General features: G+C 71.7%; 13 protein-coding genes and 1 rRNA gene. 1 reads left to right on the top strand and 13 read right to left on the bottom strand.

The window, feature by feature from the left end:
* Window positions 1-100 precede the first annotated feature (100 nt).
* The 11 genes from D0Z08_RS30495 to D0Z08_RS30445 form a co-directional block, all read right to left on the bottom strand.
* Window positions 101-1,735 (bottom strand): calcium-binding protein, encoded by a 1,635-nt coding sequence (locus D0Z08_RS30495; RefSeq protein WP_118929052.1) that lies wholly within the window; start codon window positions 1,733-1,735, stop codon window positions 101-103.
* A 134-nt stretch (window positions 1,736-1,869) separates the two neighbouring features.
* A complete protein-coding gene (locus D0Z08_RS30490; protein ID WP_118929051.1) occupies window positions 1,870-4,404 on the bottom strand; it encodes a DEAD/DEAH box helicase in 2,535 nt (844 codons plus the stop codon).
* Window positions 4,397-5,377, bottom strand: a complete 981-nt coding sequence (gene xerD / locus D0Z08_RS30485) for a site-specific tyrosine recombinase XerD (RefSeq protein WP_118929050.1) — start codon at window positions 5,375-5,377, stop codon at window positions 4,397-4,399. Before xerD ends, D0Z08_RS30490 begins: the two co-directional genes overlap by 8 nt.
* Window positions 5,374-6,489, bottom strand: coding sequence for an alanine dehydrogenase (gene ald, locus D0Z08_RS30480; protein WP_118929049.1), 1,116 nt, complete (start codon window positions 6,487-6,489; stop codon window positions 5,374-5,376). The genes xerD and ald overlap by 4 nt, the downstream gene beginning before the upstream one ends.
* A complete protein-coding gene (locus D0Z08_RS30475) occupies window positions 6,486-7,097 on the bottom strand; it encodes an NUDIX domain-containing protein (protein ID WP_118929048.1) in 612 nt (203 codons plus the stop codon). Before D0Z08_RS30475 ends, ald begins: the two co-directional genes overlap by 4 nt.
* On the bottom strand, window positions 7,094-8,788 hold the full coding sequence (locus tag D0Z08_RS30470; RefSeq protein ID WP_118929076.1) for a CTP synthase: 1,695 nt from the start codon (window positions 8,786-8,788) through the stop codon (window positions 7,094-7,096). The genes D0Z08_RS30475 and D0Z08_RS30470 overlap by 4 nt, the downstream gene beginning before the upstream one ends.
* Before the next feature lie 20 nt (window positions 8,789-8,808).
* Complete coding sequence (gene recN / locus D0Z08_RS30465; protein WP_118929047.1) at window positions 8,809-10,557, bottom strand: DNA repair protein RecN; 1,749 nt, start codon at window positions 10,555-10,557, stop codon at window positions 8,809-8,811.
* Entirely contained in the window at window positions 10,557-11,525 is a 969-nt protein-coding gene (locus D0Z08_RS30460) for an NAD kinase (protein ID WP_245994662.1), read from the bottom strand. The genes recN and D0Z08_RS30460 overlap by 1 nt, the downstream gene beginning before the upstream one ends.
* Before the next feature lie 25 nt (window positions 11,526-11,550).
* Window positions 11,551-12,372, bottom strand: a complete 822-nt coding sequence (locus D0Z08_RS30455) for a TlyA family RNA methyltransferase (RefSeq protein WP_118929045.1) — start codon at window positions 12,370-12,372, stop codon at window positions 11,551-11,553.
* Window positions 12,373-12,374: 2 nt separating this feature from the next.
* Window positions 12,375-12,584, bottom strand: coding sequence for a hypothetical protein (locus D0Z08_RS30450; RefSeq protein ID WP_118929044.1), 210 nt, complete (start codon window positions 12,582-12,584; stop codon window positions 12,375-12,377).
* Between the two features lie 10 nt (window positions 12,585-12,594).
* A complete protein-coding gene (locus tag D0Z08_RS30445; RefSeq protein WP_245994661.1) occupies window positions 12,595-13,608 on the bottom strand; it encodes an HAD-IIA family hydrolase in 1,014 nt (337 codons plus the stop codon).
* A gap of 48 nt (window positions 13,609-13,656) precedes the next feature.
* Between D0Z08_RS30445 and D0Z08_RS30440 the strand changes: the two genes are divergently transcribed.
* The gene (locus tag D0Z08_RS30440; RefSeq protein ID WP_118929043.1) at window positions 13,657-14,796 is read left to right on the top strand and encodes a DUF1015 family protein; all 1,140 of its coding nucleotides are present in this window, start codon (window positions 13,657-13,659) and stop codon (window positions 14,794-14,796) included.
* Here D0Z08_RS30440 and D0Z08_RS30435 read toward each other — a convergent pair.
* Together D0Z08_RS30435 and rrf are read right to left on the bottom strand one after the other, a co-directional pair.
* Entirely contained in the window at window positions 14,756-15,127 is a 372-nt protein-coding gene (locus tag D0Z08_RS30435; RefSeq protein ID WP_118929042.1) for a single-stranded DNA-binding protein, read from the bottom strand. The genes D0Z08_RS30440 and D0Z08_RS30435 overlap by 41 nt on opposite strands.
* Window positions 15,128-15,310: 183 nt before the next feature.
* Window positions 15,311-15,427, bottom strand: a 5S ribosomal RNA gene (gene rrf, locus D0Z08_RS30430).
* Window positions 15,428-15,434: the final 7 nt, after the last annotated feature.

The following is a 15,434-nucleotide window of genomic DNA, read 5'->3' as shown; positions in this document are numbered from 1 at the left end:
GGGGCGTCACGGGCGGCTTCCCCACCGCCCTGAACTGATCGAGACTCCAGTCAACAATGTCGACACAGCGACATTGCGACGCCACGCCGGGTGACGGGTCCTAGGGAAAATTGAGCGGGTCGGGATCGAACGCGTCGCGTTGGGGCGCGGGGTCGCTGCCCGGACCGAGGTCCAGGACCACGTCGCGCTCTCCGTCGCGGGCACGGATCGTGTCCATGCCGTCCCTGCCGTAGAACCGGTCGGCTCCGTTGCCACCGGTCAGGATGTCGTTGCCGGGGCCGCCGTCGAGCCGGTCGGCCAGGCCCGATCCGGTCAGCCGGTCGCCGGCCGGGCCGCCGACGACGTACTCGACATCGGTGCCGACGTTGTCGCACTCCCCCGACGCTCCGTCGTTCGCGACCCCGTCGAGCGAGACGTCCAGCGCGACACTGCGCTGGGCGTAGGTGACCAGGTCCGTGCCACCGAGGCCGTGGAAGATGTCGGCAGCCAGGTCGGTCGGGTCCTCGACGAAGGTGTCGTTGCCGGACGTTCCGTTGTAGGTGTCCTGGCCGGGACCACCGGTCAACCTGGTGGGTGCCCGACCGCCGGTGAAGACGTCGTTGCCAGTGCCGCCGAACGCGTTCTCGACCTCGGACATGAGGTCAGTCTCGCCGGTCGCACCACTCCCCCGTCCGTGGAGCAAGACCGTGACGTCCGACGTCCGGGCGGCGTAGCTGATCGTGTCACGGCCACTGCCCGCGTAGTAAAGGTCGTCCGGGTCTGCCACCGCCCCCTGGTACAGGACGTCCGCGCCGGCACGGGTGTCTACGTTGTCGCTGCCGAGGCCGTCGTACACCTTGTCGTCGCCGGGTCCCGTGACGATCCAGTTGTCCTCCGCGTTGCCCTTCACGACGTCGTTACCCGATCCCGTCAGCACGCTCTCCGTGAGGACCGCGTCGCCTTCACCGACCGCTCCGTCGTCCGCGCGGGCGTCGATCGTGACCCGGAGGGCCGTGGTCCGAAGCGTGTAGGCCACGCCGTCGTCCCCGGCGTCGCCGTACAGTCGGTCACCGGCATCCGGGGTGACCCCTTGGTGGACCCAGTCGTCGCCGTCGCCGCCCCACACGGTGTCGGCGCCGCCCCCGTCCACGAACGTGTCGGAACCGCCTCCCCCGAACAACATGTTCGGCCCGTCAGTGCCCTCGATCTGGTCATTCCCGGCTCCCCCGTCGACATGCTCGACCCGAAGCACGGTGTCACTCTCACTCGGCGTACCCAGGGCGCGGTCTGCTTCGAGCCCGTCATCGTTCGTGGCGTTCCACAGGGTTACCACGACTCCGTCTTGCCGCGCTCCGTAGCTCACGGTGTCCGCGTCACTACCACCGTCGATGATGTCCGCCCCGTTGCCGACGTACCGCGGGTCCGTCTGGTTGCCCTGGATCAGCAGGTCCGCCCCGGCCTCGCCGTACGCCGCGTCGTTGCCGTCCCCGTCATCGATGACGTCGTCGCCCTCGCCGCCACACAGCAGGTCGTCCCCGCCGAGCCCGGTGATGAAGTCGTTGCCGCCGAACCCGAAGATCACGTCCCGGCCGGCGGTCCCGGTCAGCGTGTCGGCGCCAGCAGTGCCCGTCAGTGTCGGGATCTGGACCGAGCACGGCGGCGGTCCGTACGCCGACGCCGGTGCCGGCGCCACGGCGCCCATCGAGGCGACGACCAAGGCGACTGCGGCTGCCCCTCCTGCGTGCGAGTACTTCATCCTGGCTCCTCCATCGGCGATGTGAGGACGACGCTAGGGACGAGGCGTCCCTGTCCGCGTCCGCGCCGACGCGCAACCGTCGGGCCGCGGGATGGGCGGGATGGCGGCCGACGCGTAGTCGGAGGGCGGAGGGGTCAGTCGCCCAGCCGGCACATCGCCAGCGTCCGTACGACGGCCTCGCCGGCCTCGTCCGACGCAGCCAGGTCGACCTCGGCCTCGATCACCCAGTCGTGGTGGCCGGCGGGGTCGTGGATGGTCTGGACGACCCGCCACGCGGCGCCGGTGCGGTCGACCGCGAGCAGGTCCGGTCCGCGGGCGTCGCCGTCGGTGAGGACCCGGTCGTGCTCGTCGTAGTACGCCTCGATGGCCCGGTCCCAGTCCTCGCGGGTGACCTCGATGTCCGACAGCCCGGCCTCCAACGCCTCCAGCCCGTCGAGGTCGTCGCGGGCGACCAGGTCGACCCGGCGCCACATCGCGTTGCGCACCATCACGTCGAACACCCGGCCCTGCTGGGTCAGCGGTCGTGGCGGTGGCGGCGGGGCGTGCTCGAGCACCTCGCGGGCGGCGTGGTCCGGGTCGTTCAGCGCCTCCCACTCGTCGAGCAGCGACGAGTCGACCTGGCGGACGGTCTCCCCCAGCCAGTCGGCGATCAGGTCGAGCTCCTCGGTCCGCAGGGCGGCCGGCACGGTCTGGCGGAGCGCCCGGTAGGCGTCGGTGAGGTAGCGCAGCACCAGCCCCTCGGAGCGGGCCACCTGGTAGCGCGAGACCAGGTCGGTGAACCCCATCCCCTGCTCCCACATCTCGCGCACGACCGACTTGGGTGCGAGCGCTTCGGGCGAGAGCCACGGGTGCCGCTCGCGGTAGGTCTCGTAGAGCGGCTCGAGCAGGTCGGCGAGCGGCTGGGGCCAGGTGACGCCCTCGATCAGGGTCATCCGCTCGTCGTACTCGACGCCCTCGGCCTTGAGCGCCGCGATCGCCTCGCCGCGAGCGGCGTGCTGCTGCGCCATCAGCAGCGGACGCGGTGCCTCGAGGACCGCCTCGACCACCGACACCATGTCCAAGGTGAAGCTCTCGGACTCCGGGTCCAGGACGTCGAGCACGGCGAGCGCGAAGTGCGACAGAGGCTGGTTGAGCGCGAAGTCCGCCGGCAGCGCCTCGGTCAGCACGTAGCGTCGCCCGAAGCCGTCGACCTCGTCGAGCCGGGTCAGTACGTCGGAGCCGAGCAGGCTCTTGGTGAGCCGGATCGCCCGCTTGGCGAGGCGGAGCTGGCTGCGGCGGTCCTCGTGGTTGTCGGTCGTCAGCCGCCGCATCACTGGGAACGCGTCCTCCTCGCGGGAGACGACGTTGACCAGCATCGCGTTGTCGACCTTCATCTGGGACTTGAGCGGCTCCGGCCGGCCCTCCACCAGCTTGTCGAAGGTCTGCTCGGTCCACACGATGGTGCCCGGCGGCGGCTTCTTCAGCTGCGCCTTGGAGCCGCGCTTGGCGCGCTTCTCGTCGCTCATCGCGGCGTTCTTGGCAGCCACCTTCGCCTTGGCCTTCTCGTTGTCGATCACGTGCTCGGGCGCCTGCACCACGACGTAGCCCTGGGTGTCGAAGCCGGCCCGCCCGGCCCGCCCGGCGATCTGGAGGAACTCGCGGGACTTCAGCACCCGCTGGCGCTGGCCGTCGTACTTCGCCAGGCCACTGAAGAGCACGGTCCGGATCGGCACGTTGATCCCGACGCCGAGGGTGTCGGTGCCGCAGATGACGGTGAGCAGCCCTGCCTGCGCGAGCTGCTCCACCAGTCGCCGGTAGCGCGGCAGCATCCCCGCGTGGTGCACCCCGATCCCCCGGCGGAGCAGCTTCGACAGCGTCTTGCCGAAGCCGGAGGCGAACCGCACGTCCGCCAGTCGCTCGGCGATCGCGTCCTTGGCCTCGCGTCGGGCGCCGAAGAGCGACTTCCCGAGCAGTCCGGAGGCCTGCTCCACGGCGGCCGCCTGGGTGAAGTGGACGACGTAGACCGGACCCTGGCCGGTGGTCACCAGCTCCTGGAGCGTCTCCTCCAGGGGCGTCAGCGACCACGAGAACGTCAGCGGAACCGGCCGTACGGCGTCGTCGACGACTGCCGTGTCCCGCCCGTTGCGCCGGGTCACGTCGGCGGCTAGCTCGGTGACGTCGCCGAGCGTCGCCGACATCAGCAGGTGCTGGGACTGCGGCAGCTCGATCAACGGCACCTGCCACGCCCACCCGCGCCCGGGCTCGCCGTAGAAGTGGAACTCGTCCATCACGACCAGGCCCACGTCGGCCCGGTCACCCTCGCGCAGCGCGATGTTGGCGAGCACCTCGGCTGTGCAGCAGATGATCGGGGCGTCCGGGTTGACCGCGACGTCGCCGGTGAGCATGCCGACGTCCTCGGCGCCGAAGACCTCGCACAGGTCGAAGAACTTCTCGCTGACCAGGGCCTTGATCGGCGCGGTGTAGAACGACACACGGTCGTCGGCGAGTGCCGCCATGTGCGCGGCGACCGCCACCAGCGACTTGCCGGACCCGGTCGGGGTGGCGAGGACGACGTTGTTGCCGGCGAGGAGCTCGAGGACGGCCTCCTCCTGGTGGGGATAGAGCTCGAGGCCACGCTCCTCGGCGTACGCGAGCACCCGGTCGTACGCGGCGTCGCTCCCGTCACCCATTGCGGGCCCGGGGGTGCGCGGTCGCGAAGACCTCACGCAGGTTGTCGACCGTGACCAGCGTGTAGACCTGGGTGGTCGTGACGGAGGCATGCCCGAGCAGCTCCTGCACGACCCGTACGTCGGCCCCACCGTCGAGCAGGTGGGTGGCGAAGGAGTGCCGCAGCGTGTGGGGCGAGACGTCCTTGGTGACTCCGGCGCGCTCCGCTGCCTTCACCAGCACCGCCCAGGCCGACTGGCGGGAGAGCCGTCCACCGCGGGCGTTGAGGAAGAGCGCACCCGCCCTGGTGGTCGAGCCTGCCGAGCCCCCCTTGCCGGTCGAGCTCGTCGAGACCAACGCCGGGCGGCCGCGGACGAGGTACGCCGACACCGCCTCCTGCGCGTAGGAGCCGACCGGCACGATCCGCTCCTTGCCGCCCTTGCCGCGCAGCAGCACCGTGGCCTCGGTGCCGGTCTCGGTCTCGAGGTCGTCGACATCCAGGCCGACCGCCTCGCTGATCCGCGCCCCGGTGCCGTAGAGCACCTCGAGCAACGCACGGTCGCGGAGCGCGAGCGGCGTGCCGGGTGCGCCCGCCGCCTCCAGGATCGCCTCGACGTCGGAGAGCGGCAGCGCCTTCGGCAGCCGCTTGGCCGGGCTGGGCGGCTTCACGGCGGCGGCCGGGTCGTTGACCGCGAGCCCGTCGGCGACGGCGAACTTGTGGAACCCGCGCACGGCGACCACCGTCCGGGCCGCCGACGACGCGCTGAGGGGCGGGTGGACCTGGTCGCCCTCACGGAGCCGCATCAGGAAGCCGGTGACCGTCGCCTCGGTGACCGCGTCGAGGGTGGCGACCGACTGCTCGTCGAGGTACTCGCGATAGCGACGCAGGTCGCGGCGGTACGACGACAGCGTGTTCGCGGCCAGGCCCTTCTCGATGCTCAGGTGGTCGAGGTAGGTCCTGACCGCGCGATCGATCGGTCCCGGCGCCACAGTCAGGCCAGCGCCTCGGCGAGGGCGATCGCCTCGATGCCGACGGCGTCGGCGACCGGCTGGTTGGTGAGGTTGCCGGCGTGGGTGTTGAGCCCGAGGGCGAGGGACTGGTCGTCGCGGCAGGCGCGCTGCCAGCCCTTGTCGGCCAGGGCCACGGCGTAGGGCAGGGTCGCGTTGGTGAGCGCGTAGGTGGAGGTGTTCGGGACGGCGCCGGGCATGTTGGCCACGCAGTAGAAGATCGAGTTGTGGACCGGGTACGTCGGGTCCGCGTGCGTGGTGGGGCGGGTGTCCTCGAAGCAGCCGCCCTGGTCGACGGCGATGTCGACCAGCACCGAGCCGGGCTTCATCTGCGCGACCAGGTCGTTGGAGACCAGCTTGGGGGCGGCGGCGCCGGGGATCAGGACGGCGCCGATGACCAGGTCGGCCTCGGTGACCTGCTGCTCGATGGCGAGCTTGGAGGACGCGAGGCCGTGGACGCGGTTGTTGTAGCGCCAGAACGACATCCGCAGCTTGTCCAGGTCGGTGTCGAGCAGGGTGACGTCGGCGCCCATGCCGAGGGCGATGTTGGCGGCGTTCTGGCCGGCGACACCGGCACCGATCACGACGACCTTGGCGTTGGCGACCCCGCCGACGCCGCCGAGGAGCACCCCGCGGCCGCCCTGGGCCTTGAGCAGGGAGTGCGCGCCGACCTGGGGTGCGAGGCAGCCCGCGACCTCCGACATCGGGTAGAGCAGCGGCAGCGCACCCGAGGGCAGCTGGACCGTCTCGTACGCGATGCCGGTGACCTCACGCTCGATCAGCTCGTCCGTGAGCGGCTTGTCGGCAGCCAGGTGGAGGTAGGTGAAGAGCACCAGCCCCGGCCGCATCCGGTGGTACTCCTCCGCGATCGGCTCCTTGACCTTGAGCACCATCTCCGCGGTGCCCCAGACCTCGTCGGCCGTCGGGAGCATCGTCGCCCCGGCGGCGACGTACTCCTCGTTCGGGATACCGGAGCCGAGGCCCGCGTCGGTCTCGATGAAGACCTCGTGGCCGTGGGCGACCAGCTCGTTCACGCCGATCGGCGTGATCGCGACCCGGTACTCGTGGTTCTTGACTTCCTTGGGGACGCCGACTCTCACGAGCGCGACTGTATAACGGCGTACGCAAGCGTCGCGATGGCCGTGGGTCCCTCGGTGATCCGGCCGTCGAGCACGGCGGCGAGCAGCTCGTCGAACGGCGCCCAGAACACCTCGAGGTGGGCCTCCTCGTGCTCGGCGACGTAGTCGGTCTCCACCTCCCGCAGCCCGCGCGCGAGGTAGAAGTGGTGCACCTCGCTGCTGATGCCGGCGGAGGGGTACGTCGTGATCAGGTGCTGCCACTCCGCCGCCTCGAGCGAGACCTCCTCACGCAGCTCGCGCTTGGCGGTTTCGACGGGGTCCTCGCCCGGGACGTCGCAGATGCCGGCCGGGAGCTCGACGAAGGTGCCGCCACCCGGGTGCCGGTACTGCCGGATCAGGCAGACCTGCTCGACGCCGTCGCGCTCGTCGATCGCCAGCGCCATCGCGGCGCCGGGGTGCTCGACCACCAACCGCCCGAACGGCTCGCCGACCTCCGGGCCCTGATCCTGGCGAGGCGGGTGGATCCGGTCCCGGCGAAGGGCGACGACCCAGCGGTCGCGATGCAGGTCGGTCGAGTCGACGACCGGCCACGCACCAGGTGAGTCGGCGAGCTCACGCGCCCCGGTCACTCCACTGGCTCGCCGTGCAGGTGGGACTCGTCGAGCGGGATCCGCAGCTCGCGCTGACGGGCCAGGGCCGCGCCGATGAGACCGGCGAACAGCGGGTGCGGCCGGGTCGGGCGCGACCGCAGCTCCGGGTGCGCCTGGGTGGCGACGTAGTAGGGGTGGACGTCGCGCGGCAGCTCGACGAACTCGACCAGGTCGAGGTCGGGGTTGATCCCCGAGAAGACCATGCCGGCCTCCTCGAGGCGGTCGCGGTAGGCGTTGTTGACCTCGTAGCGGTGGCGGTGGCGCTCCTCGATCTCCCGGGCGCCGTAGGCCTCGGCGACGATCGAGCCGGCTCCGAGCTTGGCCGGGTAGAGGCCCAGCCGCATGGTGCCGCCGAGGTCACCCTCGCCGTGGACGATCTCCTTCTGCTCCTCCATGGTGGCGATCACCGGCTCCGGGGTGTCGGCGTCGAACTCCGTGGAGTCGGCCTTCTCCAGGCCCAGCACGTTGCGGCTGTACTCGATCACCATGCACTGCAGGCCGAGGCACAGGCCGAGCGTCGGGATGCCGTGCGTCCGCGCGTAGGTGAGCGCGCCGAGCTTGCCCTCGAGGCCCCGCACGCCGAATCCGCCAGGGACGCAGACCGCGTCGACGTCCTGCAGGTGCTTGGCGGCACCGGCCGGCGTCTCGCACTCGTCGGACGGGATCCAGCGCAGGTCGATCTTGGTCTCGTGCGCGAACCCACCGGCACGGAGCGCCTCCGCGACGGACAGGTAGGCGTCGTGGAGGTCGACGTACTTGCCGACCAGGGCGACAGCGACCTCCTCCTTGGGGTGGTGCACCCGGCGGAGCAGGTCGTCCCAGTCGGTCCAGTCGACGTCGCGGAACGGCAGGTTGAGGCGCCGTACGACGTACGCGTCGAGCCCCTCGCTGTGCAGCACCTTGGGGATGTCGTAGATCGACGGGGCGTCGGCCGCGGTGACCACGGCCTCCTCGTCGACGTCGCACATGAGCGAGATCTTGCGCTTGATCGAGTCGGGCAGGTCGCGGTCGGCGCGGCAGACGACCGCGTCGGGCTGGATGCCGACCTGGCGCAGCGCCGCGACCGAGTGCTGGGTGGGCTTGGTCTTCAGCTCACCGGACGGGCCGATGTAAGGAACCAGCGAGACGTGGAGGAAGAAGCAGTTGTCGCGACCGATGTCGTGGCGCACCTGACGCGCGGCCTCGAGGAACGGCAGCGACTCGATGTCGCCGACCGTGCCGCCGATCTCGGTGATGACGATGTCGACCGCGGTCTCGCCGCGACCCATCGCGAGGATCCGGTCCTTGATCTCGTTGGTGATGTGCGGGATCACCTGGACGGTGTCGCCGAGGTACTCGCCCTTGCGCTCCTTGGCGATCACCCGGGAGTAGACCTGGCCGGTCGTCACGTTCGCGACCTGGTCGAGGTCGGTGTCGAGGAACCGCTCGTAGTGGCCGACGTCGAGGTCGGTCTCGGCGCCGTCGTTGGTGACGAACACCTCGCCGTGCTGGAACGGGTTCATGGTGCCGGGATCCACGTTGAGGTAGGGATCCAGCTTCTGCATCGTCACCCGCAACCCGCGGCTGCGCAGCAGCCGACCGAGGCTCGAGGCCGTGAGTCCCTTCCCGAGCGAGGAGGCGACGCCTCCGGTCACGAACAGGTGCTTCGTCGTTCCACTCGGTGGCGCCATCTTCACGGGGTTCGAGCCTATCAGTCGGAACGGGCCATCTGGAGCAGCTCCCTGGCATGGGCGAGTGCGGAGTCGGATCCGGCCATCCCGGCGAGCATCCGGGAGAGCTCCTGCTCCCGGCCGGTGTCGTCGAGGGTGGTCAGGCCGGAGCTGGTGACGGTGCCGTCGGACGACTTCTCGACGACGACGTGCCGGTCGGCGAACGCGGCCACCTGCGGGAGGTGGGTCACGACGAGCACCTGGGCGTGCTGGGCGAGCGCGGCGAGCCGGCGGCCGATCTCGACGGCAGCCGCTCCCCCGACGCCGGCGTCGACCTCGTCGAACACGAACGTCGGCACCGGGTGGGTGTCGGCGAGGCAGACCTCGACCGCGAGCATCACCCGTGAGAGCTCGCCGCCGGACGCACCCTTGTACAGGGGCCGCGCCTCCGAGCCGGTGTTGGCTGCCAGCAGGAGCTCGACCTCGTCGGTCCCGTGGCTGTGGAACCTGAGCCAGCGGTCGCCGACCAGCAGCGCGTCGGCCGGCGGGTGTGCCGGGTCGCCGGGCGGCTCGACCTCCCGGGTGCGGACGCTGATCGTCATGGTCGCGTCCGGCATCGCGAGCAGGGTCAGCTCGTCGGACACCGCCGCAGCCAGCCGCTCCGCAGCCTCGTGACGCGCGCCGGAGAGCATCGCGGCCACCTCGGCGAGCTCCGCGCGCAGCGCGGTCCGCTCGGCGGTGAGCCGGTCGATCGTCTCGTCGGTGGCGTCCAGGTCGAGCAGCCGCTTCGAGGCCTGCTCCGCCCACGCGAGCACCGCGTCGACGCTGTCGCCGTACTTGCGGGTCAGCGCGACCAGGGCCGCTCGCCGCTCGGAGACGCCGGCGAGCCGAGCCGGGTCGGTGTCGATGCCCGAGGCGTACGACGCGACGTCCGCGGCCAGGTCGGACAGCAGGTAGGTCACCTCGGCGACCCGGTCGGCGAGCTCGCCGGCGTCGGGGTCGTGGTCGCGAACGCTGTCGAGCTGACCACGGGCCGCAGCAGCAGCGGCGAGCGCGTCGGGTGAGCCCTGGTCGCTGGAGAGAGCCTCGCGCGCCTGCTCGGCGGCCGTGCGCAGCGTGTCGGCATGGCCGAGCCGGGCCTCCTCGGCCGCCAGCTCCAGGTCCTCACCCGGCTGCGGCGCGACGGCGGCGATCTCGTCGACGCCGAACCGGAGCAGGTCTGCCTCACGGGCCCGTTCCCGGGCGGTCGCCACGACCTCGACGAGCTCGCGCTCGGTCGCGACCAGGCGTTCGTGGAGCTCGCCGTACCGCTGGAGCGGCCCGGCGACCGCCGCGCCCGCGAAGACATCGAGGGCGGCGCGCTGGGTGGTGGCCTTGAGGAGTCGGTGCTGATCGGACTGCCCGTGGACGGCAACGAGAGGCTCGGCGACTTCCGCGAGGGTCGCGACCGGTACGCCGGCGCCGCCGACGTACGCCCTCGACCGGCCCTCGGCACTGACGTTGCGGGCGAGCACGACCAGATCGTCCTCAACCTCGCCGCCGGCCTCCTCGACAGCGGCAGCGAGACCGTCGACCCCGTCGGTGCGGACCACGCCCTCGACCCGGGCCTGCCGGGCGCCGACCCGGACTGCGCCGCTGTCGGCGCGGCCGCCGAGGAGCAGGCCGAGCGCCGTCACGACCATCGTCTTGCCGGCGCCGGTCTCACCGGTGACGACCGTGAACCCGGGGCCCAGCTCCAAGGTCGAGGAGTCGATGACGCCGAGCGAGGTGATCCGCAGCTCTTCGATCATCAGTCGGGCTCGCCCTCGCCCGTGCGATGCTCGCGCCGCTTCTCGGCACTGCCCCGCCAGCCCGCGACCGACAGCCCGAACTTGGCCACCAGCCGGTCGGTGAACGGGGCCTGGTGCAGGCGGACCAGGCGGACCGGGCGCAGCCCTCGGCTGACCTCGATCCGGGCGCCGGGCGGGAGGTCGACGCTGCGCCGACCGTCGCACCAGAGCACGCCCGCGCCCTGGTTGCCTGCGAGCACCTCGATGGCGATGACCGAGGAGGGCGCGACCACCATCGGCCGCGCGAAGAGGGCGTGCGCGCTCAGGGGGACGATGCAGAGCGCCTCGACCTGCGGCCAGACGATCGGGCCGCCGGCGCTGAAGTTGTAGGCAGTCGAGCCGGTCGGCGTGGCGCAGACGACGCCGTCGCAGCCCCAGCGCGACAACGGCCGGTCGTCGATCTCGACGACGACCTCGAGCATCCGCTCGCGGGCGGCCTTCTCGACGCTCGCCTCGTTGACCGCGAAGGTCGAGTACACCAGCTCACCGTCGTGGAACGCCCGGACGTCGAGGGTCAGCCGGTCCTCTGTCGTGTAGCGCTGCGCCACGATCGCCTCGATGGTCGCCGCGACGTCCTCGTGCTCGGCCTCCGCGAGGAAGCCGACGTGGCCGAGGTTGACGCCGAGCACCGGGGTCAGCCGCTTGTGGGTGACCTCGGCCGCGCGCAGGATGCTGCCGTCACCACCGATGACGACCGTGAGCTCGCAGCCTCGGCTGGCATCGGTCTCGGAGTCGGTGAGCTCGACGGCCGGGTCGTACGCGGCCGGGTCGACGTCGAGATCCGCCGCCTCCGAGCGCAGCAGCCGGACCACGATCCCGTGGGCGCTCAGCTCCTTGACGAACGAGCGCGCGACGTCGCGGGCGTCGGTGCGCCGGGTGTGCGCAAGCACGAGCACCCGGCGGGGAGTCTCGGAGGCGTACGTGGTCACGGGCTCAGTCTGTCCTATCCCGCCGTCACGGCGTCCCGGAGCCGGTGCCGCGGTGCACGACCGCCGTGATCTCGTCCACATCGACCGTCGCCGGGCCGTGCCGCAGCCACAGGAAGAACTCCACGTTGCCGGACGGTCCCGGAAGCGGGCTCACCGTCACCCCCTGCACGCCCCAGCCGCGCTCGGCGGCGGCGGACGCGACGCCGAGCACCGCCTCGGCCCGCAGCGCCGGGTCCCGCACCACGCCGCCCTTGCCGACGCGGTCCTTTCCGACCTCGAACTGGGGCTTGACCATCAGTGCGAGGTCACCGTCGGGCCGGGTCACGCCCAGCAGGGCGTCGAGCACCAGCGCGAGCGAGATGAACGAGAGGTCGCCGACGACGAGGTCGACCGGTCCGTCGATGATGTCGGTCGTCAGGGCGCGGACGTTCTGCCGGTCGTGCACGACGACCCGGGGATCCCGCTGGAGCGACCAGTCGAGCTGGCCATAGCCGACGTCGACGGCTACGACCTCGGCCGCACCGGCACGCAGCAACACGTCGGTGAAGCCACCCGTCGATGCGCCGGCATCGAGGCAACGACGCCCGGCGACCTCGAGACCCTGCGGACCGAAGGCGGCCAGCGCCCCGACGAGCTTGTGAGCGCCGCGCGACACGTAGTCGGGGCCGTGCTCGCTCTCGGTCACCACGATCGCCACGTCGGTCGTCACGCCGGTCGCCGCCTTGGATGCGGTAGCGCCGGACACCCTCACCCGTCCGTCCGCGATCAGCTGCGCGGCCCGCTCACGCGAGGGTGCGAGCCCGCGGCGGACGAGCTCCGCGTCGAGCCGCAGACGGCGCGGTGGCACCGTCAGACGGACTGAGCCGGTTCGGCGTCGTCGGCCCCGAGGTCGGGATCGTCGAGCGCACGGCGGAGCTGGGAGTGAGCGGTCTCGAAGGCGGCCGCATGCTCCTCGAGCGGCCGGGCGTCCAGCCCGGCGACGAGGTCGAGCACGGTGTCGATGGCGGCGATGCCGGTCGGCGCCGGGGCGCCTCCCGCGACCACAGGTTCCTCGGTCATGGGAGCGAAGCTACCGTCCGACCCCGGCCGCATCAGGGATCCCGAGCGCGGTGATGTCGGCCACCGTCCCGGTGGCGTCCAGATGCGCCCATGCCGCCACCGCCACCGAGCGCCACCAGTCGTCCACCCCGCCGGCTCCGGACACGGTCAGCCGACCGTCCCGTACGTCAGCATGCCAGCCGGCCACGGTCCAGCCCGCACCGTCGGAGACCGGCTCCGGATGGGGCACGAGGAGCCCGCCGAGATCGACGGAGAGGTACGTCGGCCGGTGCTCGGGCCGGGCGGCGACCAGCTCCGCGAGGCCCGTGACCCCGGTCAGCACCAGCAGCGAGTCGACCTCCGCACGGTGCGCCCCCTCGATGTCCGTGTCGAGCCGGTCGCCCACCATCAGCGGTCGGCGCCCGCCTACCCGTCGCACCGTCTCGTCGAGCAGCGGCCGCTCGGGCTTGCCGGCGACGACCGGAGTCACGCCGGTGAACCTCGCGAGCGTCTCCACCAGCACCCCGTGACCCGGAGCCACCCCGAAGGCCGTCGGGATCGTGAGATCCGCATTGGTCGCCAGCCACGGCAGACCTTCGCGCACCCGGACCGCGACCCGCATGATGTCGCGCCACAGCACCTCGGGGCCGTAGCCGCTGACCACGGCGTCCGCATCGTCGTCGGCCTCGACCGGGACCAGGCCGACCTCACGAAGGGCGGCCTCGAGGCCGGGGCCGCCGAGTCGCACCACCCGGGCGCCGGCGCCAAACCGGTCGCGCACCAGGCCCGCCGCGGCCTGTGCCGACGTGACGACATCGGTCGCCTCAGCGGCGACACCCAGGTCGGTGAGGTGCGCAGCGACTGTCTCGGGCGGCCGCGCCGCGTTGTTGGTGATGAAGGCGATCCGCATCCCGGCCGCGCTCGTCGCACGGAGGTGCTCTGCAGCCCCCGGGACCGCGTCACTGCCCACGTAGACGACGCCGTCGAGGTCAAGCATGGCGAGGTCGTAGGCGACGGTGAGTGGATCGGTCGATGCGGCCAACACGGGGTCAGCCTCTCAGGTCCACCCACCATCGCTCCGTACGATGCCCTGATGGACTCAGGACAGGTGGTGACGCCGCCGTACGTCGCCGGCCCGCTGAGGCTCCTGCCGTTCCCCGGGCTGATGCTCGCCCCGCACCGGGTCGGAGATCCATCCACCGGCCGCGCGTTCGCGCGCCCCTACCGGGGTGTCGCCGCCCGGTTGCTGCGCTGGCAGTCCCGCGGGCTCGTCCGCCGCGACGCTGCGCCCGCGCTCTACCTCCACGAGTACACCGCCGGCGGCATGACCATCCGCGGACTCGTCGGTGCCCTGGACGTCTCACGGCGGGCCACCCGGCCCGAGGACCGGGCCGTGCTGCCGCACGAGGGCATCCACCCCGCGCAGGCCGACGACCTCGCCGACCGGATGGCGGAGATGGGCCTCAACCCGGCCCCGATCCTGCTCGTCCACCACGGCACGCCGCGGCTCGGCGAGCTCATGGCCGGGGTGCTCGGGACGACCATCAGCCACGAGTTCACCGACCGCTCCGAGCAGCAGCACCGGATCTGGGCGATCCGCGACGCCGCGCTGCTCGCCGACATCGCCGAAGAGCTCCGCGACAGCCGAGCGCTCATCGCCGACGGCCATCACCGGTACGCCGCGTACCTGCGCCTGCAGCAGCGAGATCCGGGCGGTCCCAGCGACCTCGGCCTGGCCATGCTCGTGGACCAGTCGACGACTCCGCTCTTCCTCGGGCCCATCCACCGCAGCCTGGCCGGCACCTCCCTCGACGACCTGCGCAACGCGGCAGCGAGCCTCGGGATGACCTGCACGGACCGCTCGCAATCGGAAGCCGTGGCCGCACTCGGACCCAGCACCCTTGCCGCCACCGACGGCAAGGAATGGGTGGTCGTCGACCTGGCGGTGCCGACCGACCGCGCCGCCGTCGAGGTGCTCCACGGTCAGCTGGTCCCCGCGCTGCCGCACGGACCCACGGGCATCGGCTATCACCACACCGTCGACGACGCCCTCGCGAGCGCCGATCCTCGTTCGACCGTCGCCGTCCTGATGCCGGCTCCGTCGGTGGACCTCGTCCAACGCATCGCCGAGGACGACCGACTGCTCCCGGAGAAGGCCACATCGTTCCAGCCCAAGCCGAGCCTCGGCGTCCTCATCCGCTCGCTGCGCGACGAAGCCGACGCGCCGAGCTGACCTCGACCTCGACCCGCGACGCCGCGACTCCCCCGGTGCGGTAGAAACGGCGGCGCAGGGCGCCGGTCACCTCCACCTCGTCGCCCGGCTCCCAGCCGCCGAGCGTCCGTCGCGGCCGTGCGTCCCACGCGCAGCAGTCGATGACGTCGACGCTCGGGGGCCGACGCCCGTCGGACCGCGCCCGCACCGGCAGCCGCGGCACCACCACCCGGACGACCAACAGCTCGTCGCCGCTCGGCAGCACCCGGGACTCGGGATCGCCCGACACCGTCCCGACGAGCCGGACCTCGTTGACGTTGACCGCTACCGGCTCCTGCTTCTTCGTGCTCATTCGGCACCTCCTTGTGCCGACCAGCAAACGAAGGACTGCCGACACTGGACCGCCGGCGATGACGGGGCTGTGGAGAATGCCGGGCCGCCCGATGCCCTGTGGACGGAAAGTGGCGCAGCAACGGCAAGGCCCAAAAACGCACAATGGGCTATCAGAAACCTGATAGCCCATTGGCGAATATATGTCCGGCGGCGTCCTACTCTCCCACAGCCTCTCGGTTGCAGTACCATCGGCGCTGGCAGGCTTAACTTCCGGGTTCGGGATGGGTCCGGGTGTTTCCCTGTCGCTATGGCCGCCGTAACTCTAT

Source organism: Nocardioides immobilis (assembly GCF_003515065.1).
Classification (GTDB): domain Bacteria; phylum Actinomycetota; class Actinomycetes; order Propionibacteriales; family Nocardioidaceae; genus Nocardioides; species Nocardioides immobilis.
This window is presented reverse-complemented; position numbering and strand designations above follow the sequence as displayed.